Origin of the sequence: Fibrobacter sp. UBA2449 (assembly GCF_002342555.1) — a bacterium.
Lineage (GTDB): Bacteria > Fibrobacterota > Fibrobacteria > Fibrobacterales > Fibrobacteraceae > Fibrobacter.
In genome coordinates this window covers 172,670-191,129 of record NZ_DDQF01000019.1, presented here as the reverse complement: position 1 = coordinate 191,129, position 18,460 = coordinate 172,670, and the positions used below count along the sequence as shown (strand labels likewise).

At 53.5% G+C, this 18,460-nt stretch carries 19 protein-coding genes and 1 tRNA gene; 12 read left to right on the top strand and 8 right to left on the bottom strand.

Annotated elements, in window-relative coordinates; genetic code table 11:
* Positions 1 to 12 precede the first annotated feature (12 nt).
* The 4 genes from B4B27_RS12300 to dnaX form a co-directional block, all read right to left on the bottom strand.
* Positions 13 to 1,062, bottom strand: coding sequence for an efflux RND transporter periplasmic adaptor subunit (locus B4B27_RS12300; RefSeq protein WP_290726941.1), 1,050 nt, complete (start codon positions 1,060 to 1,062; stop codon positions 13 to 15).
* A 12-nt stretch (positions 1,063 to 1,074) separates the two neighbouring features.
* Complete coding sequence (locus tag B4B27_RS12295; protein WP_290726940.1) at positions 1,075 to 2,493, bottom strand: TolC family protein; 1,419 nt, start codon at positions 2,491 to 2,493, stop codon at positions 1,075 to 1,077.
* Positions 2,494 to 2,699: 206 nt separating this feature from the next.
* Positions 2,700 to 3,002, bottom strand: a complete 303-nt coding sequence (locus B4B27_RS12290) for a YbaB/EbfC family nucleoid-associated protein (RefSeq protein ID WP_290726939.1) — start codon at positions 3,000 to 3,002, stop codon at positions 2,700 to 2,702.
* Positions 3,003 to 3,038: 36 nt separating this feature from the next.
* Complete coding sequence (gene dnaX / locus B4B27_RS12285; RefSeq protein WP_173366679.1) at positions 3,039 to 4,772, bottom strand: DNA polymerase III subunit gamma/tau; 1,734 nt, start codon at positions 4,770 to 4,772, stop codon at positions 3,039 to 3,041.
* 88 nt (positions 4,773 to 4,860) lie between these two features.
* On the opposite strand from dnaX, the gene B4B27_RS12280 reads away from it, so the two are divergent.
* Positions 4,861 to 5,238 (top strand): hypothetical protein, encoded by a 378-nt coding sequence (locus tag B4B27_RS12280; RefSeq protein ID WP_173366678.1) that lies wholly within the window; start codon positions 4,861 to 4,863, stop codon positions 5,236 to 5,238.
* Positions 5,239 to 5,268: 30 nt separating this feature from the next.
* On the opposite strand, the gene B4B27_RS12275 is transcribed toward B4B27_RS12280, so the two are convergent.
* Positions 5,269 to 6,165 (bottom strand): hypothetical protein, encoded by an 897-nt coding sequence (locus tag B4B27_RS12275; protein ID WP_290726938.1) that lies wholly within the window; start codon positions 6,163 to 6,165, stop codon positions 5,269 to 5,271.
* Between the two features lie 156 nt (positions 6,166 to 6,321).
* Between B4B27_RS12275 and B4B27_RS12270 the strand changes: the two genes are divergently transcribed.
* Positions 6,322 to 6,843 carry a hypothetical protein gene (locus B4B27_RS12270; protein ID WP_290726937.1) on the top strand — a complete coding sequence of 174 codons (522 nt, stop codon included), beginning with the start codon at positions 6,322 to 6,324 and terminating at the stop codon, positions 6,841 to 6,843.
* An 80-nt stretch (positions 6,844 to 6,923) separates the two neighbouring features.
* Here the strand turns inward: B4B27_RS12270 and B4B27_RS12265 are convergent, their stop codons facing one another.
* Complete coding sequence (locus B4B27_RS12265; protein WP_290726936.1) at positions 6,924 to 7,430, bottom strand: ion transporter; 507 nt, start codon at positions 7,428 to 7,430, stop codon at positions 6,924 to 6,926.
* Here B4B27_RS12265 and B4B27_RS12260 point away from each other — a divergent pair.
* The 5 genes from B4B27_RS12260 to B4B27_RS12240 all read left to right on the top strand — a co-directional run bounded on the left by B4B27_RS12260 (position 7,342) and on the right by B4B27_RS12240 (position 9,866).
* A complete protein-coding gene (locus tag B4B27_RS12260; protein WP_173382217.1) occupies positions 7,342 to 7,773 on the top strand; it encodes a transposase in 432 nt (143 codons plus the stop codon). The genes B4B27_RS12265 and B4B27_RS12260 overlap by 89 nt on opposite strands.
* Entirely contained in the window at positions 7,755 to 8,729 is a 975-nt protein-coding gene (locus B4B27_RS12255) for an IS3 family transposase (protein WP_349678257.1), read from the top strand. The genes B4B27_RS12260 and B4B27_RS12255 overlap by 19 nt, the downstream gene beginning before the upstream one ends.
* Before the next feature lie 135 nt (positions 8,730 to 8,864).
* Positions 8,865 to 9,128 (top strand): type II toxin-antitoxin system RelB/DinJ family antitoxin, encoded by a 264-nt coding sequence (locus tag B4B27_RS12250; protein WP_173382214.1) that lies wholly within the window; start codon positions 8,865 to 8,867, stop codon positions 9,126 to 9,128.
* 164 nt (positions 9,129 to 9,292) lie between these two features.
* The gene (locus B4B27_RS12245) at positions 9,293 to 9,502 is read left to right on the top strand and encodes a hypothetical protein (protein ID WP_143153091.1); all 210 of its coding nucleotides are present in this window, start codon (positions 9,293 to 9,295) and stop codon (positions 9,500 to 9,502) included.
* Positions 9,489 to 9,866: a PIN domain-containing protein gene (locus tag B4B27_RS12240; RefSeq protein WP_173382213.1), complete on the top strand. Its 378-nt coding sequence runs from the start codon at positions 9,489 to 9,491 to the stop codon at positions 9,864 to 9,866. The genes B4B27_RS12245 and B4B27_RS12240 overlap by 14 nt, the downstream gene beginning before the upstream one ends.
* A 106-nt stretch (positions 9,867 to 9,972) precedes the next feature.
* Here the strand turns inward: B4B27_RS12240 and B4B27_RS12235 are convergent, their stop codons facing one another.
* Positions 9,973 to 12,720, bottom strand: a complete 2,748-nt coding sequence (locus tag B4B27_RS12235) for a valine--tRNA ligase (protein WP_290726930.1) — start codon at positions 12,718 to 12,720, stop codon at positions 9,973 to 9,975.
* A 395-nt stretch (positions 12,721 to 13,115) separates the two neighbouring features.
* On the opposite strand from B4B27_RS12235, the gene B4B27_RS12230 reads away from it, so the two are divergent.
* The 4 genes from B4B27_RS12230 to B4B27_RS12215 are packed head-to-tail and all read left to right on the top strand — an operon-like array spanning position 13,116 to position 17,288.
* Positions 13,116 to 13,949, top strand: a complete 834-nt coding sequence (locus B4B27_RS12230) for a TIGR02147 family protein (protein ID WP_290726928.1) — start codon at positions 13,116 to 13,118, stop codon at positions 13,947 to 13,949.
* Positions 13,942 to 14,730 (top strand): hypothetical protein, encoded by a 789-nt coding sequence (locus B4B27_RS12225; protein ID WP_290726926.1) that lies wholly within the window; start codon positions 13,942 to 13,944, stop codon positions 14,728 to 14,730. The genes B4B27_RS12230 and B4B27_RS12225 overlap by 8 nt, the downstream gene beginning before the upstream one ends.
* 15 nt (positions 14,731 to 14,745) lie before the next feature.
* Positions 14,746 to 15,858 carry a hypothetical protein gene (locus tag B4B27_RS12220; RefSeq protein WP_290726924.1) on the top strand — a complete coding sequence of 371 codons (1,113 nt, stop codon included), beginning with the start codon at positions 14,746 to 14,748 and terminating at the stop codon, positions 15,856 to 15,858.
* Positions 15,859 to 15,890: 32 nt separating this feature from the next.
* Complete coding sequence (locus B4B27_RS12215) at positions 15,891 to 17,288, top strand: hypothetical protein (protein WP_290726922.1); 1,398 nt, start codon at positions 15,891 to 15,893, stop codon at positions 17,286 to 17,288.
* A 15-nt stretch (positions 17,289 to 17,303) separates the two neighbouring features.
* Here B4B27_RS12215 and B4B27_RS12210 read toward each other — a convergent pair whose 3' ends face one another.
* On the bottom strand, positions 17,304 to 18,272 hold the full coding sequence (locus B4B27_RS12210; protein ID WP_173366580.1) for a nickel/cobalt transporter: 969 nt from the start codon (positions 18,270 to 18,272) through the stop codon (positions 17,304 to 17,306).
* A 97-nt stretch (positions 18,273 to 18,369) separates the two neighbouring features.
* Between B4B27_RS12210 and B4B27_RS12205 the strand changes: the two genes are divergently transcribed.
* A tRNA-Arg gene (locus tag B4B27_RS12205) sits at positions 18,370 to 18,443 on the top strand.
* Positions 18,444 to 18,460 lie beyond the last annotated feature (17 nt).

Sequence of the window (18,460 nt, the reverse complement as noted above, 5' to 3'; positions counted from 1 at the left end):
ATCTCCGTAGCCTTATTCGATGATGAGCACCTTGTCGCCATCGTTCATGCGGAACTGACCTTCAACCATGACCTGGTCGCCATCTTCAAGGCCCTCGAGAATCTGGACATCGCCCTTGGTCTGCACACCGAGTTTCACGACCTTGCGCTTTGCCTTGCCTTCGGCGGTAACGGTCCAGACGGTGTTTACGCCGTTGCGGTAGACGATTGCCTCGATGGGGACGATGATTCCCTTCACGTTGCGGGCGTCAAGTTCGGCAGTCACATACATGCCGGGCAACAGCTGCTTCTTCTTGTTCGGGAATGTCACTTCGACAGGGAAGAAACGCGTCATGGAATTGGCGGCGAGCGGGATGAGTGTCACCTTGCCCTTGACCTTTTCTCCGCCCACGTCGATGGTCGCGGTCGCACCCTTCTTGAAGAATCCGATATCCTTGCTCGTGACGTTCAGCTTGAGGATGACCTGGTCGAGTTTTGCGATGGTGCAGAAGACCCCGAGTCCGGGAGTCTGTCCTTCCTTGAAGTGCAGCTCCGTGACAACGCCTGCCGCCGGGGCGAGAATCTTCGATGCGCGGCGGACGGTTTCAAGGTTCATCTTCGCAACCTTGAGCTGCATTTCCTGGGTGTCCATGTCCTGCTGGCTGATGCCGCCCTTGGCGTGCAGTTCGCGCATGCGTTCGGTCGCCTTTTCGAGGAGGGCGATTTGTTCTTGCGCCTGTTGGTACTGCGTGTTGTCGCCGGTGAAAAGGTACTCGGCAAGAACCTGGTCCTTCTTTACGCTAGAACCGACCTGCACGTGGATCTTGGCAAGCGGATCACTCATCTTCGAAAGGGCGTAGGTCTGCTGCATGCCTTCGATGGTGCCGCTGAACTTTCGCACGTCGGTGATTTCTGCCGTGGTGGCCTTTACGACCTTGGCGGGCTTGCCCTTTTCGGCCTGGATTTGTTCGATGGTGGCGGCCTTCTGTTCGGCGCCTTCATCTTTCTTCTTGAACATGTCGCAACCCGTGAGAAGAAGCGAGAATGCGGTTGCAGTGATGATTGCTTTGGTAATCTGGTTCATATCTTCTTCCTATTAATATTCTCCGGTGGCCTGCAGGAGCGCGTTGTAGGCCTTGTTCCATTCGACGATGGCCTTCATGTAGTCTATTTTTGCGGTGCGCAGGCTGTTTTCGGCGCTGAGCACGTGCAATTGCGTTTCGCGCCCGAGCTTGTAGGCTTCGTTCGTGAGGTCGTAGTTCTTTTGCGCGAGGTCGATCTGGCGCTTTGCGATTTCAATCTGGCTGTTCGCATCCTCGAGCGTATTCACGCACGACTCGATCTGCACGCGGAACCCGCGCTCGGCGGTTTCCTTCTGGATTTGCGTGCTGCGGAGGCTCGACCTGGCCTGGGCCACGCCTTCGCGGGTCTTCATGCCGTTGAAGAGGTTCATCGACACGTTCAGCGCGATGTACTTGTTCAGCTTGTCCCACGTGGGGGCGTCCCAGTCGAAAAATTCGTTCTTGTTGTTTGCGTACTTGATTCCGCCAAGGAGCACTACGGTCGGCTTGTAGCCGCCCTGTTCGATTTCGATGTTCAGGTTTTTCATGTTCTCGGTTTCTTCGAGCATCACGAGTTCCTTGCGACGCTTCTTGACATTTGCCATGGAGGTGTCGGGGAAGCTGTAGCCTGCGGCGGGGTCGCGGAGTTCGCCCTGGAACTGCACGTCGGTTTCCCATTCGAGGCCCATCGTGTTGAGGAGCGAGTTGCGGGCGAGGACGCGCATCTTTTCGGCGCTCGCAATGGTGGAGTTCAGCTGGTCCATCGAGAGCTGCACGCGGATAAGGTCAAGTTCGGTGGCCATTCCGCTCTTGAGCGACTGTTCGACGAAATTCAGGTTCTCCTGGAGCAGTTCCTTGGAGGCGTACATGATCTTGATGGCGGAATCGAGGTAGATGAGCTGGTCGAAGGCGTTTTCCACGTCGTAGCGGACCTGGGCCTTCGTGTTTTCGAGCTTCACTTCGTTGATGCGCTTGTAGGCCTTCGCGATTTCAATCCCGACGCCAACCTTGCCTTCGGCGTAAAGAATCTGGGTGGCGGTGATGCCTACGCTGGACTGCCAGCGGTAACCCTGGGATTTCATGCCGTAGATGAGCCCGTCGAGCGCGGGGCCGAGGACCTGCTGGTCGTAGGCGTTTGCCATGGGGTGGCCTTCCGCATCCTTTCCCATGGCCATCTGCGTGGCGGCATCGGTCAGGTCGGTGCTCTTTTCGACATCGTCGAGGCCGAAAATACGGGTCACGGTGGCGTTCAGGTCGATGGAGGGGTAGGCGTTGCCGTAGCCTGCCGTCACCTGGGAAGTAGCGCTTTTGAGGTCTTCTTCGGCGGATTTCACGTCGGAGGAGTTTTCGAGGGCTGTATTGACGGCCTCTTCGCGGGTATAGGTCTTCCCGGCCCAGCTAGGGGCTACAAGGAGCGTGGCGATAATCGTAGGGATTGCAAATTGCCTGAGCATCTGTTCTCCATAAAATTTGACCCGCCAAATGTAAAAATATATTATATGATGTTAAAGGTTCCCCGTGAAAAAAAGTGATGGAATGCACGAATCTATGGATGAGAGGAATCCTGGATTTTAGGTTGCTCCTTTTGGGGTGCAAAAAACACCCTTCCGCCGGGGGGCGGAAGGGTGTCAAAACAGGGGTCGGATTCTCATATCCGGGGCTACATCAGACCGGGGATTTTCATGCCGCCGGTGATGTTGGAAAGGCTTGATTGTGCCGCCTCGTCTTTTTTCTTGATGGCTGAATTGACGGCTGCCATGACGAGGTCTTCGAGGGCTTCAACGTCGTCCTTGTCCACGGCGTCCGGATTGATCTTGATCATCGTCAGCACACCCTGACCGTTGATGGCGACCTTGACCATGCCGCCGCCGGCTTCGGCGTCGAAACTTTGGGTTTTGAGGTCGTTCTGGGCCTTCAGCATCTTGCTCTGCATCTTCTGGAGGTCCTTAAGCATTTTACTCATGTCCATAGCGGTTTTTCCTTTTAGCGGTTTTCTTTATTAGTTGTCGTTCATTTCTTCGGGCTGTTCGCCAGCCGGGGCTTCGGTAACCTTTTCTAGCGACCTAGAATATACCAATTCTCCCATGAATTTTTCTACGAGTTCCTTCAATCCGCCTATGCTTTCGCAGTCCTTTTCGAAGGGGCTCTTGAGGGCGTTTTCCCTGGAAACTCGTTCTTCTTGCGTGTAGGCGCGGGTCTTTATCGAGAGGGAAACCTTCGTCTGCAACTTGTCTTCCAGGATAGTCTGTACGCGCTTCGCGAATTCCGGGTTCTCGCAAATCTGCTGGTAGCCCCAGGAGGTGTTGTTCTCCGTTTCGCCGATATAGGTGAGAAATAGCGGGAAGGGGTTCGCCTTGATGTCGCCCGCTTCCAGGATGGTCCCTGTGATGGCAGCGGAAAACTTGTAGTCTCCGCAGTCGGCGAGGCCAGCCACGATGGAGGGCCAGGCGGCGGTGATTTCGTAGCGCGAGAATGCGACCGGGCTGTCAAAGTCGGAGCTGCCGACGAAATCCATGCTTGCCCCCTGGGAAGATTCCTGGGTGTCGAGCATCTGCTGGACGTCAGCTACTTTTTTTTTTGTCGCCTCGTCTGAGGCGCTTTTCGGGTCGTTTATAGCGGCAAGTGCTCGCCGGAGGTCGGTGAGCCTGTCGAGCCAAGCCATGCGGGCGAATGTCGTCTCGACAAGGAGCCGCGGGTTGGAACTGTAGCGGATTTGCGCCTGCAGGTCGATGAGCATCTTGGATATGCGCAGCAGGTCCCCGTTGGAAAGGCCTGTCGCGGTTTCCTTGAGCTTCGTGTAGAGTTCCGTAGAGATGTTCAAAGCGTCAGGCGAAAACGCGTCGAGGCGGCCGTAAAGGAGGTTGCGGAGGAACTTGCCGAATCCGTCCAGGAGCGGCGCGAACTCGATGCCGCGGCTTACGGCCTTGTCGACCATCAGGAAGCAACCCTTGAGATTATGGCTTTCGATGGCGTTGATGAGGTCGAAGAAAAGCTCGACGGGCGGGATTCCCAGAACGGACCGGACAGATTCGTCCGTCATCTCGTTTCCCGTGAAGGCGTAGGCCTGGTCGAAGTAGGTGAGGCCGTCGCGCATGGAGCCGTCCGCCTTCTCGGCAAAGATGTTCAGGGCCTCGTCGCTTGCGTTGATGCCTTCCTGTTCGCAGATGTAGCGCAGGCGGCTGCGGATCTGGTCCATGGTCAGGCGTTTGAAGTCGAAACGCTGCACACGGCTGAGGATGGTCTGCGGGACCTTGTTGACCTCGGTAGTCGCGAAGATGAAAATCACGTGCGGAGGCGGTTCTTCGAGCGTCTTCAGGAGGGCGTTGAAGGCCCCGGTCGAAAGCATGTGGACTTCGTCGATGATGAAAATCTTGTACTTGCCGATGACGGGAGGGTACTGTACGCGGTCGATGACATCGCGAATGTTCTCGACTCCGGTGTTGGAGGCCGCGTCTATTTCGTACACGTCCATCGGGTTTCCGCCCGAAATGTCCTTGCAGCTTTCGCATTTGCCGCAGGGGTGCAGCGGGTCGCCGCCAGAACAGTTGAGCGTGCGGGCGAGGATTCTGGCACTGGTGGTCTTGCCTACACCGCGGGTGCCGGTAAAGAGGAATGCGTGATGGAGTCTGCCCCCCTCGATTGCGTTCTGGAGGGTTTTCGCGATATGTTCCTGCCCGACCATGTCGTCAAAGGACTGCGGGCGCCACTTGCGGGCCATTGCTACGTATGCCATGTCTTGGAATATAGCAAAAAAGTGTCGAATTCGGGCCAGTCCGGAAGTCGCTTTTGATTATATTTTGAAAAAAATTACGAGGTTCACGATGAATTCGAATATGGCGCTCTTGATTCTTTCTTGGCAGGTGGCATGCCTGTATCACGAAACCGAAACCGAGAAACTTCTGCCCGGTTCAGCCTCGGCGACCGAGGCCGAGAGCGACACGCTCGACGCGATTCACGACGAACTTGTACCGGATGTCTCGTGGGACGACTTCAATGACCTCTATGCGAAGTTCAAGTCGGCGAAGGAACGTGCGGGCGCCTGCATCGAAGCGCTGAAGGAATCTACGCCCGAATTCAAGAGCAAGGTGCTCGAATCCATGCTCCGCGTGGCGAACGCCTCCCGCGAAGATGACAACGAAAGCAACGTCTCGCCCGAGGAGATGAACTTTATACAGCAAATCCGCGAAGCACTCGAGTAGTTTTCTGTCGCATTCGCGCTTAACTTGTTTTTAATCCTTCAGGTAAAGGTTCTGGCTGTTGTCCAGCATCAGGATGACGGGCAAATTTTTTGCCGTAAACACGCCGTCATTCAAGATGCCGCTTTCGATCAGTTGGCCGTTCAGGCTGAATGCCTTGTACGCGGAACCGGGCTTCACGTTCGTGATACGGTAGCGCATCTGGCCGAGCCTTACGAAGCTGGCCTTCGCCTGCGGTAGTCCCGCGGCGGTGCGCGGATTGACTGTCGGGGATTCGGCAGGGAACTTGTGATCCGGACACGTATTCAGCGTATCGAGAAGGATGGTGAACTCGCCGGCAACGGCTGCAAGTGCAAGCGGCATGTCGACCATGTCGACGTCCTTCCCGCCGTTTCTTCCTCTCTGCTCGGGCGGGTTGAATACACAGCCGCCGTAACCGTAATCTTTGCTGTAGAATCGCTGGCACAATTCAAATACGTGTGTCACGAGGGAATCTGCCTGTTCCGCCGTCCCCTTGAAGACTCCCGCCTTCTGCAGGCGCGGAAACTCGTCCTTGTACACGTCTTCGTGCTTCACGGTAAAAAGTGAATCCATCCGTGAATTTTCGTCATCGGAATAGGTGACTCGTGCGACCTTGACCACCTTCTCGGTGACGATTACGATCATGGTGGAATCCAGTTCGGACCTGTAGACCCATGCCGTATCGGTGCCGGAGGCGTTCTTGACCGCCGGTTCGCGCTGGCTCATCTTGGAGAGGTCCAGGTAGTCGCCTTCGAACAGGTAGAGCGCTGTTGCTGGATACCCCATGTAGATGTCGGTGCTGCCGCCCCCGCCTTGATGGTGGGTGACATTGCATTCCGCCGCATGTAGGCTTGTGGTGAAAAGGCTTGCGGAAAATACGCCCGCAAATAGAAATTTGGTGAATTTCATGATTTCTTCTCCTAACTTGTTGTAATAATAATAAAAAAGGAGAATGCTCGTTATTCTTTTTCTGATGAAGTGCAATTTAGGGTGATTAGGAACATTTTATTTAGAAAAAATGTGGTTATTTTGTTATAAAACTTGTTCTAAAATAGGAGGTTGAACATGAAAAAGGTTCTCTTGATACTTTGCATTCTTGCCGGGGCTAGTTTTGCCCAGATAGGTGTTTCTCTCGGTTTCGGGCCGTCTCAGGGGATGGTTGGTGTTGGATACACCATGCTGGACGGGCACTTATCTGCAAACGTTCATTTGGCAACCTACAACTCCGACTACGATTTCATGGGAGGTATCGGGGTTGCCTACCGATTCACGGGCTTGACGGGCCCGTATGTATACCATTCTTCGGAATGGATAACCGGTGAAATGAACGGCTTTACGATAACGAATGTGGGTTCGGAAAATTCAGAACTCATCGAGCATACGAGGGACATCAATTACTGGCGACTGGTTTTTGGCTTGGGGTACCAGCACATGTTCCTGAACCATTTTGGAGCCTACTTTGAAATGGGCTTTGAATTCTATGCCGGCAATGGCGGCTATTATACTCATTTCGATGCTGAGTATGGAACGCTTGATAACGACAAGCCGTTTTTCCCTGTCGGTCTCGGTATCGTAGCCGAGTTCTAAAAGGTGGATAAATCAAAAAAGAGGTGCTCCGTTAGGAACACCTCTTTAAAATGGATTCTCGTTCGTGTAGATTATCCCGACTACAATTGTTGTTCTTTTTTCTCAATCAAGGTCTCCAAATTGTTAAGGTGTTGCTTGATTGCTTCTACTTCATTTAGAAAATCTTTTTCTTTTGTTGTACTTTGCGGTTCTGATGATGTCGTTTCCCCAAAGGAATTGACGACAATTCCCACGAGAACATTCAGAACAACGAATGATGTTATGAGTATAAATGGGATGAAAAATGCCCAAGCATAAGGATATACTTCCATGACGGGTCGGCTGATCCCCATAGACCATGATTCCAATGTCATTATTTGGAATAAGGAATACATTGATTTTCCAATGGAACCAAACCATGCGGGAAAATTTTCTCCAAAGAGAGTTGTTCCTATTATTGCGAAGACTGTCTTATACTGAAAAAAGTTGACACTACTCAAAAAAGCAGGAGTAGTGCCAATGAAGACAAAACAGGTAATAAAGAGAGTCGCGGAATACGACCAGTTCGGATATCCCCGATGGACTAGCGTTACCACCGAAAAGCGCATCTTCGACGACGAAGACAAAATGGCGGTTGTCGCCGAATACCAGGCGGGAAAGATGACTGCGGCACAAATCGTCGAGAAGTACCACCTAAGCAGCAGGCAGGTCCTATTCAACTGGATGGACCGCTACCTGCGCGAAGAATCGCTATCTTTGGGGGCAAGCGAGGCTGAAGACATGGCCAAGGACCCCGAAGAAAGGATACGCGAGCTTGAACTCGAGAACCGTCGCCTGCAGAAGGCGCTGGATACCGAGACGCTGCGCGCGAAGGCCTTCGACACCATGATAGAGCTTGCCGAGAGCAAGTTCAACATACCCATCAGAAAAAAATCTGGCACCAAACGGTAGCCCTGCTACGCAGGAGGCTCCCGGGCACATCCCTGGATGCCCTCTGCGGGCTGTTTGGTTATAGCAGGCAGGCGTTCTACAAGCGAAGCGACAATGACTTCGCGGGCGACGCGATGGAGTGCGTGGTCCTGGACGCGGCACGCCGTTACCGCAAGGACAACCCCGGACTTGGCTGCGCGAAACTGCACAGGATCATCTCGGCCAGCATGGGGGCTCCGGACATGATGGGCCGGGACTCGTTCGTGGAGCTGCTCCGGGAAAACGACCTCATGGTGCGACTGAAGCGGCGCAGGCGCTACAGGACGACGAACTCGGAACACAACTACAGGAAGTACCCGAACCTGATCGCAGGCGTAGTCCCGAACCGTCCGAACCAGATATGGGTCGCGGACATCACCTACGTGGAAAACGACGAGGGCGTGTGCTACCTGTCACTGGTGACGGACGCCTACTCGCACAAGATCGTTGGCTGGGCGCTTGGCCCGACGCTGGAAACACGCTATCCGCTAAAGGCGCTGCTCATGGCGCTGGGCACGATCCCGCTCGAACACGCCCACGCCCTGATACACCACTCCGACAGGGGCAGCCAATACTGCAGCCACGAATATGTGGGAGTGCTCAAGAAACTCAACATAGGCATCAGCATGACACAAAGCGGCGATCCGCTGGAGAACGCCGTCGCGGAACGCGCAAACGGCATCCTGAAAACTGAATGGCTGTACAAGATGAAGTTCGCAACACGCAAGGAGTGCCAGGCCGAACTCGAGAGAATAATCCCGTTCTACAACGGTGAACGGCCCCACATGAGCATCGGGATGCAGACTCCTAACGAAGCGCACGGTCAAGAGGGACCGCAAAAAAGGTGCTGGAAGACGCCCCGCGAACGTCGCGAGGCAGGCAAAAAGATATCTTTGGATGAAGAAGGCCCAGTCGGCAGTGACAACCAAGTCGGTTGAACTGTCAACCGGGATCGATATACCGGGAAAAAGGTGTAAACCAAGTCAGAGAAACTGTCAACCCGGTCAGTAAAATCACCTAAGAAGTGTCAACCTTTTTCAGTGATGGTCATTTAGGGGGAAAGGAGTCTAATTATGGCTACGTTGCAGATGAGAGTTGATGATGACCTGAAAAAGAAGTCGGACGACTTGTTCCAGTCTCTCGGTATGGATACCTCTACGGCTATCCGTATTTTCTTGACTTTTGCCATCGAACATAACGGTATTCCTTTTGATGTTCGCCATGCCCCCGAAGACTTGTCTCTAGAAAAGGCTATTAGCGATAGCCGTACTCGCAAAAATCTCCATGGCTCTTATGCAACGGCGGCAGATGCCGTTGCCTCCATGCTGGAGGAATAGCCTTTGTAACCACTTCCGCCTAACAATCGAGATTATCAGCTAGTTCGTTTTTTTTTAAAAGTAGATTTATGCTATTTTGTAAAGACAAATCTGCACTCCAACTTGGAATGGTATTGGCAAATTTGGGGCAAATAATGTATATTAAACCCAAGAGAGGTCCAAACATGTCGGAAACAGCCTTTGCAGAACTTGAATCGCAGGTGGAAGGATTGCCCTATACCCAACTGGAAGAACTCCAGTGGAAAATAGGTCTTCTTCTCATGGAAAAAAAGTCACAGAAAGCGCACGACATTTCTGGTTTGAAGAAGTATCTTGGCAACACCGACCTGGATATCGATCTCGACGCCCTGCGAGGTAGAAATGACCCTCGTTGATACTTCCGTATGGATCGACGGTTTTCGCGGTGGTGAAAGCAAGGAAGTTCTCAAAAAACTGATTGACAACGGCAGTATCTGCATTAACGACATCATTCTTGCCGAATTGCTCCCATCTATAAGGAAACGGGGCGAGACAGAGCTTGAAAATCTGCTAAACCTCCTACCGAAGGTTCCAATACAGATTGATTGGAACGGCCTTATCTACATGCAGACGGAAAACCTGAAGCATGGTATAAATAAGGTCGGCTTGCCTGATTTGATGATTGCTCAAAATGTCTTGCAGAATGGATTGACACTGTTCTCGCTGGATAGGCATTTCGAACTTATTGGGAATCTACTTCCCCTGCAACTGTATAAATAAAAACGAATGTCAATAGCGTTGAATGTTTGAAAAAAGAGATGTTCTTTGAACATCTCTTTTAAAATAGATTGCCACGGCTCCTTGCGGAGCCTCGCAATGACGTGAGTTAGCGCAGTTCCTTCAGCGCCGCCTCATTTTTGGATATAATATCCATCTGCGTTGCGAGCTTGGTGTGTTCGGCGTTCACCACGGCTTCGGGGGCACCGCTGACGAACTTCTGGTTCGAAAGCTTCTTCTCGATGCTGGCGGCGAATGCCTTGGCCTTCTCGATTTCCTTTTCCAAGCGGGCGATTTCTGCAGCCGGGTCGAGGATGCCTTCCAACGGAATGTAGAGCTCGCCACCGGGCACCACGGCGCTGGCGCTGAACTTCGGCTTCGCGGCCTTCACGGCGACGCTCAGGTCAGAAAGACCCGAAAGTTCGGTGATGATTGCCATGCAGTCCTTCACGCTGGCTTCCGTCGCGGCGTCGTCCACGCTCACCACGGCGCTGAGCTTGGTGGCGGGGCTCACGTTGTAGCGGCCACGCACGCCACGCACGCTTTCCACCACGGCAAATGCCTGGTCGAATGCGGCTTCGATCTTTGCGTCGATGAGCGATTCGTCGGCCTTGGGCCATGCGCGGCTGATCACCATTTCGCTGCCCTGGAACAAAATGCTGTTGAGCTCTTCGGTAATGAACGGCATCACCGGGTGGAGCAAGTCGAGCACGTTCTTCAGCACGTAGCTGAGGATGGCCATCGCGTTCTTCTTTTCGGCGGTGAGCGTTTCGCTGTTGATCACGGCCTTCTTGATTTCCAGGTAGCTGGAGCAGACGTCGTCCCACACGAAGCGGTACAGGAACCCGGCGAGTTCGGCGAAGTGGTATTCTTCGAGCATGCGGGTGGCGTCCTTGATGGTCGTCTGCAGGCGGGAGAGAATCCACTTGTCTTCGAGCGCGAACAAGTTCTTGTCCATCGGGAGTTCGGCGGCAAGAGCGCCGGCCTGTTCGAGCTGCGGGTACAGGAAGCGGCAGGCGTTCCACAGCTTGTTGCTGAAGTTACGGCCGATTTCGAACTTTTCGCTGGTGTTGATTTCGCGGCCATCCGGCTGCTTTTCCTTCTTCACCGGCAGGCGCACGTCCTGGTTGTCGGTGCAAAGGCTTGCCATCACAAAGCGCAGGGCGTCGGTACCGTACTTCTCTTCGATATCCATCGGGTCCACGCCGTTGCCCTTGGACTTGCTCATGGTCTGGCCATTGCCGTCGAGGATCTTCGGGTGGATGTACACCGTATGGAACGGAACCGTGCCCATGTTTTCCTGGCTGAAGAGCACCATGCGGGCGACCCACAGCGTAATGATGTCGCGGCTCGTCACGAGCACGCTGGTGGGGTAGTAGCGCTTGAGCGTGTCGGTGTTTTCCGGCCAGCCCATGGTAGAATGCGGCCAGAGTCCACTGGAGAACCACGTGTCGAGCACGTCTTCTTCCTGCTTGAGCACGCGACCCGGAACGGCGTCTTCCTTCAGGTCTTCTTCCTGGCTGCACACGAGGTAGCCGCCGTTTTCGGCCTTGTAGAAGAAGATGTCGTCGCGGCCGGCAAATGCGGCCTTCAGTTCGTCTTCGCTAGCGTCGGTGTGCCAGATAGGAATGCGGTGGCCCCACCAGAGCTGACGGCTGATGCACCAGTCGCGCTTTTCGGCGAGCCAGTCGAGGTACTTGTTGGCGTAGCGTTCGGGGATAATCTTGATTTCGCCCGACTTCACGGCGTTCATCGCGTTTTCGGCGAGCACGTCCATCTTCACGAACCACTGGTCGCTGAGGTACGGCTCGATCACGGTCTTACTGCGGTCGGAGTGGCCCACGTCCATTTCGTGGTCTTCCACCTTGATCAAAAGTCCGAGTTCTTCGAGGCCTGCCACCACGGCGTCGCGTGCGGCCTGTCCCTTCAGGCCCTGGAACTTGCCGGCGTTTTCGTTCAAGCTGCCGTCGTCGTTCATGATGTTGATCATCGGGAGCTTGTGACGCAGGCCCGTCGCATAGTCGTTGGGGTCGTGTGCGGGCGTCACCTTCACGGAACCCGTACCGAAGTCCTTGTCCACCAGGATAGCGTCGGCAATCACCGGAATTTCGCGGTCAACGAAGGGCACCTTGAGCATCTTGCCGATGTACTGCGCGTAGCGTTCGTCGTTGGGGTGCACGGCGAGGGCGGTATCGCCCATGATGGTTTCCGGACGGGTGGTCGAAACGGGGATAAATCCCGAACCGTCGGCCAGGGGGTACTTGAACGTCCAGAAGTGGCCCTTCACGTGTTCGTAGTAGATTTCGTCGTCGGCAACGGCGGTCTGGAGCTTGGTATCCCAGTTCACTAGGCGCTTGCCGCGGTAAATGAGGCCCTTCTTGAACAGGTTGAAGAAGGCGTGGCGCACGGCCTTCGCGCAGACCGGGTCCAGCGTGAAGCGCTGACGGCTCCAGTCGCAGCTGACGCCCAGGCTCTTGAGCTGCTTGGTGATACGGGCTTCGTATTCGTCCTTCCACTTCCAGATGCGTTCCACCAGCGCGTCTCGGCCGATGTCGTGGCGGGTCTTGTGTTCGTCCTGAAAAAGGCGCTTTTCGACCACGGCCTGCGTGGCAATACCCGCGTGGTCCGTACCCGGAATCCACAGCGTGTCGCGGCCGGTCTTACGGCGGTAGCGTACCAAAATATCCTGGAGCGTATCGTTGAGCGCGTGTCCCAGATGGAGCGCGCCGGTAACGTTCGGGGGCGGAATCACGACCGAGAACGGTTCGCCCTTTCCGCTGGGTGCAAAACTGTTATTCTCAGCCCAGGTCTTATGCCATCGGGCTTCCACATCTTTAGAATTGTAACGAGTTTCCATAGTGGGCACAAATTTAGTAAAAGGCGAGTGCCGCGGCAAAAGTGTGCAAGGCGAGAAAGCGCGAAAAACTTGTTTTTTGCATTTTCGAGCCGTAGCCACGGACGTCGCAGACGTCAAAGCAATTCATTGCTTTGACATGGCCGAGCCGTACTAAATGCGCCCCAAAGGGGCGCCAAGATAGAATTTTTTATGTCGCCTGATATGGGGTTGCTTGGGGTATGACGTGGGAAAACTTTTTAATGATGCTTTTTTGCGGTGCTGTATTATACGGTGTGTATAATATAGTGAAAAATTTTCTTTAATTCTTGAAAATATTGTGAAAATTTACTAAAAAAGAACATTTTTGTATAATAAAACTATTGACTTGCCTGAGGAAAAAAGATATATTGGAAAGTATGAAATCGGTGCTCGAATATAAGGATTACCACCTGTATATACAGGATTACTACGACGAACGCAAGCGTCTAGGCGCGTTCTCGTGGCGTGAATTTTGTCGGAGCGCTGGTTTCTCGTCTCCGAATTTTCTAAAGCTCGTGGGCATGGGCCAGAGCAAGCTCAGCAAGGTCAAGGTCGATGCGGTGGCACGAGCCATGGGACTCGTCGGATTCGAAATAGAGTATTTCCGGCTGTTGGTGGTGTTCTGCAATGCGGAAAAGGATTCCGTCAAGAGGACTGCCCTGCTTGAGATGCAGAAAATCGCGCTCGAACACAGGGTGCGTATCGTGGACGGAGACGCTTTTCAATATTATGAATCGTGGAAATATCCGGTATTGAGGGAGCTTATCCCGATGATGCCGGGTGCCTGCCCGCGCGATATTGCCGAGGAGTGCAAGGAACACGTGTCGGCGGAGGAAGTCCGCGACGTTTTGGAATTCTTGCTCAAGGCCGGATTCCTGAAGAAGGACGGGGAGAAGGTCTATTCGCAGACGGAGCAGACCGTGATAGGCTCAAAGGAGGCGCTGCCTATCGCAATTCGTTCCATGCACAAGGAGATGGCGAACATGGCCGTGCGCGCCGTGGACCGCTATTCTCCGAATGAACGTTATTTTACCGGAGTTACACTTAGCGTGAACGAGGAGGCAAACCGGAGAATTATTGCAGAAATAGATGCCTGCTGCAAGAAGGTGCTTTCCATTGCAAACGAGTACAAGGACCAGAATCAGGTTTGTCGAATCAATTTCCAGTTTTTTCCGGTCACCGACAAGGTCAAGGAGGCTCGCCATGCTTAAGAAATTTTTCATTGCCGTAGGGTCTCTTTTGGCGGTGCTCGTGATTGCGTGTTCCAATGGCGGTGTTGAAGATGTCGCAGGAGGCACCATCGATCCCAGTACAATTGCGTTGAATAGTTGTTCGTCGGGGGATGCAGGCGCGCTTAGCAGCAGTCTCTCTGAAACTGAGAACGGGGTGAGTGTGTCGGAGCCGAGTTCTTCGAGTAGTGAGTCGGATTCGAAAATGGTGCAGGACGAAAGCAGCAGTTCCGGTAATGAGAATAATATCAAGCCGATTTTCAGGAGCAGCTCGAGCGAACGTCCTGTTATAGAAAGCAGCTCGGATGAAGGCGAGAATAAAGTTGTCGACCCGATTCCGGTTTCGTCTTCTTCTGAATTACGCGATGGCGATATTGCGCATGCGAGCGATTTCTCCATCCAGTGCGTGGAAAACGTCATTTATGTGAAATTGGATACCCCCGCCGCAGCATCGGATGTCAGTGGCCCTAAGGCGTTCAAGCATGTCGAGGGTGACTCCGTGAAATTTGTCTTGCAGAATGTCTATTTCGCTATCCCTTGCGAGGAGGATGCCCAGAAGCAGTTCCTGCAAGGTGTAAACGAAGGCCACCCGGTTGTCAGTAGTGAAGGCGATACGCTGTACGTGGCTTTTAGCCGGAGCAAGGGCTGGGATTACGGTTGTGAATGTGCGGCGAAGGCCACGTTCACGCTCGGCAAGGCCTATTCCGGTATCAACTACATGGCTTTTGACCAGAAGGAAACTCTTCCGGTAAAGGATAATTAAAAGAAGGAGGCTAACATGAAAAAGATACTTGCAACAGCTGCGGCCCTGTCGCTCATGCTCATTGCCTGCGGGGACGATTCGTCTTCGACGGCACCTGACCCGTCGGCCGGTAACGAGAGCTCGTCTTCTGCCGAGGTTGCCGAATCGTCTTCGGCTGAAAAACTCTCGTCGACTGGAGCGCCTGAATCTTCATCGTCGGTTGCGCTTCCGGTTGAATCGTCTTCGTCTGTGTCGGCAAAAAGTTCGTCGTCTGAGGCGAAAGTTGCGGACAAGCACCAGGTCGTAACGGACGCCAATGCTCAGTGTCTTGCGAAGGGTGTGGTGGACGATCCTATGCTTGATGGCGGTTCGGATACTGGTGTGAGCCGATCTGTCGACGGCGATGAAAAATTACCTCCGGTTGTCTACCGCTATGTCGGTACCGAACGGACCGGCTTTACCATCGAAAATCTTTCGCTTACCTGCGGTGTCGTAGTCGATACGCTCGATGTCGATGTGTCCGACGATACGGTTTACGTGAAGGCTAAATTCGACAACACGAATGCGCAGCGGTGCATTTGTAATTCCAAGGTGGACTTTGCCGTGGAAAACAATGAAGCCTACTGGCGTGCGACAGTTCTCGTTTTCGACAATGTTGCCGGTTCAAATCCGAACATCATGGAAATTGTCGAAATGAGCGTGGTTACGGTTGAAGAAATAACGGGGCACAAGCTGGCGAAGGATATTAAGCTGGAATGCAAGAACGATAGGCAGACAGCTAATGCGCCGGCGCTGGCAAGCAATTCATTTGTCATGGACCCGATTGATACGACGTCGACCAAAGTGGCCGTTGCGGGCCGTAGAGTGGGCGACGATGGCTTCGATACCATCGTCATTCTTGAAGTGATGATGCCTTGCGCGATTGTTTTTGAAAGCTTTGATGTCTATGCGGACAATGGAACGCTGTATGTCAAACCGAAAGTCGATCCGGACAGCCCGATAACCAACTGCATCTGCCCGACGCGAGTGTCCTTCAAGGTGGAACAGAACGAGGCGTTCTCCAATACGAATTATCTCGTGTTCGATGGGGGAGAGCCGATGCCCTTGGCGAAAGCTATTCTCGTGGATGCTTCCGATTTGGATGGTTGATGTTCGACTTTAATTGAAGAAGGAAAATGGATATGAAAAAGTATTTTGCATGTGCTGTGCTTCCGCTTATGATTGTTGCCTGCGGGGACGATTCGTCTTCGAATGCCAAGACCGGAGATTCTGGAAAGCCGTCTGAAAGGGCTGAAATTGCCCACGCCGGGGAGTGCGGTGCCTTCACGCCTTGGGACGGGGAAGGCGAGGCATTCGTTGTAGGCTCGAAAGGTAGCGGCTTCCAGGTTCTTCTCCCGAAGGTGCGTTACGATGTTGAATTATGCAGTGAATGCCTGTACGAACGTTCCGGCGATACCCTGCATGTCTGGAATTCGGATTCGACAAGTGAGACTCTGAACTGGCTCTGCACTACGGACTTTACGTTCGATATCTCCGATGCGGATATCGACATCAAGTATTTCAAGTACGAGAATACGGTATTCAAGATTGTGGATGGTTCCGCTCCGGAAAAGATTTCTTCGGGCATGGTCGTCTCTTCTTCCAGCGAGAATCCGTCTTCTAGCGAACCGGCCGAATCCTCCAGTTCGCAGGGCGGGTCGTCAGCAGGGCTGCCGGACTTGTCGTCCTCGAGTATTGCGCCGGGCTCTTCTTCGAGTGCGCAACCTGCTGGGAGGGTGACCCAGATGGCGACTCATGTTGGCGGCAAGTGCCTCGATAAGGAAGGTCCCGATGATCCGATGGTCGATGGCGGCGCCGACATGGCGCTTCCTCCGATGGCCACCATGAGTTTGGAAGACGGTTCCAGCTTTGCAAATGTTCTTGTGGAGAGGGTGATGGTGGCGTGTAGCGAGATTGGCGGATTTGTAGGCATGTCCAGGCGGGTTCCTCTTGACAGCATCGAGGTGACTGCGGCGGGTGACACTCTCTACGTGAAGCCGCTGATGCACGAAGATGATGTTTCCGACGGCTGTGCTTGCCAGGCGCAGGTCTACTTCACTATGAGGGCCGAAGGCGCCTTTACGGGGACCTCCCTCCTGGTCATGGATGACAAGCTGAACTTGGGCAACAGGATGCGTATCGCAAAGGAAACTGTCGAATCGGAAGACATGAAGCAGCTGAAGATGACCGGCTATTACAAGGGCCAGTGCTTGAATGGATTCTCGGAGAATAACCCGAAGGTGATGGCTGCTCCTGCTGCGAAGGAACTCCCGACTGCGACCTTGCTCTACAATCCCGATGGACTTTCCATCGTGGAACTGAACAATGTCGAGGATTACTGCGATATCGAGGCGAAGGTTTCCCAGAAGGTGAAGGACGACACGCTGTTCGTGGACTACTACGACATGGGTGCCGTATCCAAGTGCGTTTGCACCTTCGATAAGATCAAGTTTGCGGTTGACGAGGAAAATACCCATGTGGCGTTTTTCTCGTTCAAGTCGGTGCTGTACCGCCTGCAGGGTATGGAAGTTGTCGACTAGAAAGGCTGGGAGCGATTACACTCTCCCGGCAAACTGGTTGCTGAACAACAGTAGCCCTGATACAAAAATCACAAGTCCTCCAGCAAGAGTCGCTGCGGTGTAAATGTTGGCTGCCAGACGGGTGTGCGCACTTCCTTTGTCGATTCCTTTGCGAAGGGCTACGGCTGCGATACCGAAAGTGATGTTGGTGATGGTCATGCCAATGCAGATGACAAGGGCGCCCAGGAGTGAAAGTGCGACCATAGAGTTGAGAAGGCAGAAGAGGACTATTAGTGCGACTGCCGGGCAAGGGACAATGCCCGTGATGGCTGCGACTCCGATAATTTCGCGCCAGCGGGCTGTGGGGGGTAATGCGGCCTCTGAAGGTGTTTCTTCATGCTCCTTTTTTTGTTGCTTGAAAAAGTCGCGGATGCCGAGAACGACAAGCAATATCCCGGTTAGCATGATAAGGGCGTAGCTTGCCTTCTCGATGCCGATGCGGCCCGTTTCAAATGCGGTAAATACGGTTGCCTTGAATATTGCATATAAAATGAATAGAAGCAAGACGGCGCTCATTGTGTGGGTTACGGTAATCCCTGCTCCGAGTGCAACTCCTTGCCGCCAGCGTCCGCGCCTTGCGATAAAGTAACCGACGACGATGGATTTCCCATGTCCAGGGCCGAGTGCGTGCAACATCCCATAAATAAAGCAGATGGCGAGAAATTTCCAGATGGCGTTCCAATCGCCCTGCTTCATTGCCGTGATGGCGGATGTCATCTTTTCGCGCAGGACTTTTTGCGCTTGAGCGATTGTGGAAAGAAACGACGAGCCGGAAGCCTGCTTGTCTGTGACTGCGACGGGCGCTGAACTAGCAGTGTCTGCTTTTATAATCTCCGTAGTGGGTGCGGATTCTGTTCCGTTGATGTCAAAACGCTTTTTTTTGACCGCGGCGGATGCGGCCATGGCCAGCAGGCAAATCAGTAGAATAACGAGAGACTTCTTCAATGGGATCGTCCTTTTCCTATATCGAAATACAATTTAGGTTTTGGGAGAACCTTGCATTTGACGCCAAGTCCGTTTTTGGCTATATTTGCGCCACAACGCTCGCGTAGCTCAGTTGGATAGAGCAGCTGCCTTCTAAGCAGCGGGTCGTGGGTTCGACTCCCGCCGTGAGTATGAAACTCTGGATGCCG

What these genes read in the sequence shown, in the direction of transcription:
- B4B27_RS12215 (WP_290726922.1), top strand. Translation starts at nt 15,891, where the DNA reads ATGAAAAAGTATTTTGCATGTGCTGTGCTTCCGCTTATGATTGTTGCC.
- dnaX (WP_173366679.1), bottom strand. Translation starts at nt 4,772, where the DNA reads ATGGCATACGTAGCAATGGCCCGCAAGTGGCGCCCGCAGTCCTTTGAC.
- B4B27_RS12295 (WP_290726940.1), bottom strand. Translation starts at nt 2,493, where the DNA reads ATGCTCAGGCAATTTGCAATCCCTACGATTATCGCCACGCTCCTTGTA.
- B4B27_RS12280 (WP_173366678.1), top strand. Translation starts at nt 4,861, where the DNA reads ATGAATTCGAATATGGCGCTCTTGATTCTTTCTTGGCAGGTGGCATGC.
- B4B27_RS12260 (WP_173382217.1), top strand. Translation starts at nt 7,342, where the DNA reads ATGAAGACAAAACAGGTAATAAAGAGAGTCGCGGAATACGACCAGTTC.
- B4B27_RS12240 (WP_173382213.1), top strand. Translation starts at nt 9,489, where the DNA reads ATGACCCTCGTTGATACTTCCGTATGGATCGACGGTTTTCGCGGTGGT.
- B4B27_RS12220 (WP_290726924.1), top strand. Translation starts at nt 14,746, where the DNA reads ATGAAAAAGATACTTGCAACAGCTGCGGCCCTGTCGCTCATGCTCATT.
- B4B27_RS12270 (WP_290726937.1), top strand. Translation starts at nt 6,322, where the DNA reads ATGAAAAAGGTTCTCTTGATACTTTGCATTCTTGCCGGGGCTAGTTTT.
- B4B27_RS12245 (WP_143153091.1), top strand. Translation starts at nt 9,293, where the DNA reads ATGTCGGAAACAGCCTTTGCAGAACTTGAATCGCAGGTGGAAGGATTG.
- B4B27_RS12265 (WP_290726936.1), bottom strand. Translation starts at nt 7,430, where the DNA reads ATGCGCTTTTCGGTGGTAACGCTAGTCCATCGGGGATATCCGAACTGG.
- B4B27_RS12230 (WP_290726928.1), top strand. Translation starts at nt 13,116, where the DNA reads ATGAAATCGGTGCTCGAATATAAGGATTACCACCTGTATATACAGGAT.
- B4B27_RS12300 (WP_290726941.1), bottom strand. Translation starts at nt 1,062, where the DNA reads ATGAACCAGATTACCAAAGCAATCATCACTGCAACCGCATTCTCGCTT.
- B4B27_RS12290 (WP_290726939.1), bottom strand. Translation starts at nt 3,002, where the DNA reads ATGAGTAAAATGCTTAAGGACCTCCAGAAGATGCAGAGCAAGATGCTG.
- B4B27_RS12225 (WP_290726926.1), top strand. Translation starts at nt 13,942, where the DNA reads ATGCTTAAGAAATTTTTCATTGCCGTAGGGTCTCTTTTGGCGGTGCTC.
- B4B27_RS12250 (WP_173382214.1), top strand. Translation starts at nt 8,865, where the DNA reads ATGGCTACGTTGCAGATGAGAGTTGATGATGACCTGAAAAAGAAGTCG.
- B4B27_RS12235 (WP_290726930.1), bottom strand. Translation starts at nt 12,720, where the DNA reads ATGGAAACTCGTTACAATTCTAAAGATGTGGAAGCCCGATGGCATAAG.
- B4B27_RS12275 (WP_290726938.1), bottom strand. Translation starts at nt 6,165, where the DNA reads ATGAAATTCACCAAATTTCTATTTGCGGGCGTATTTTCCGCAAGCCTT.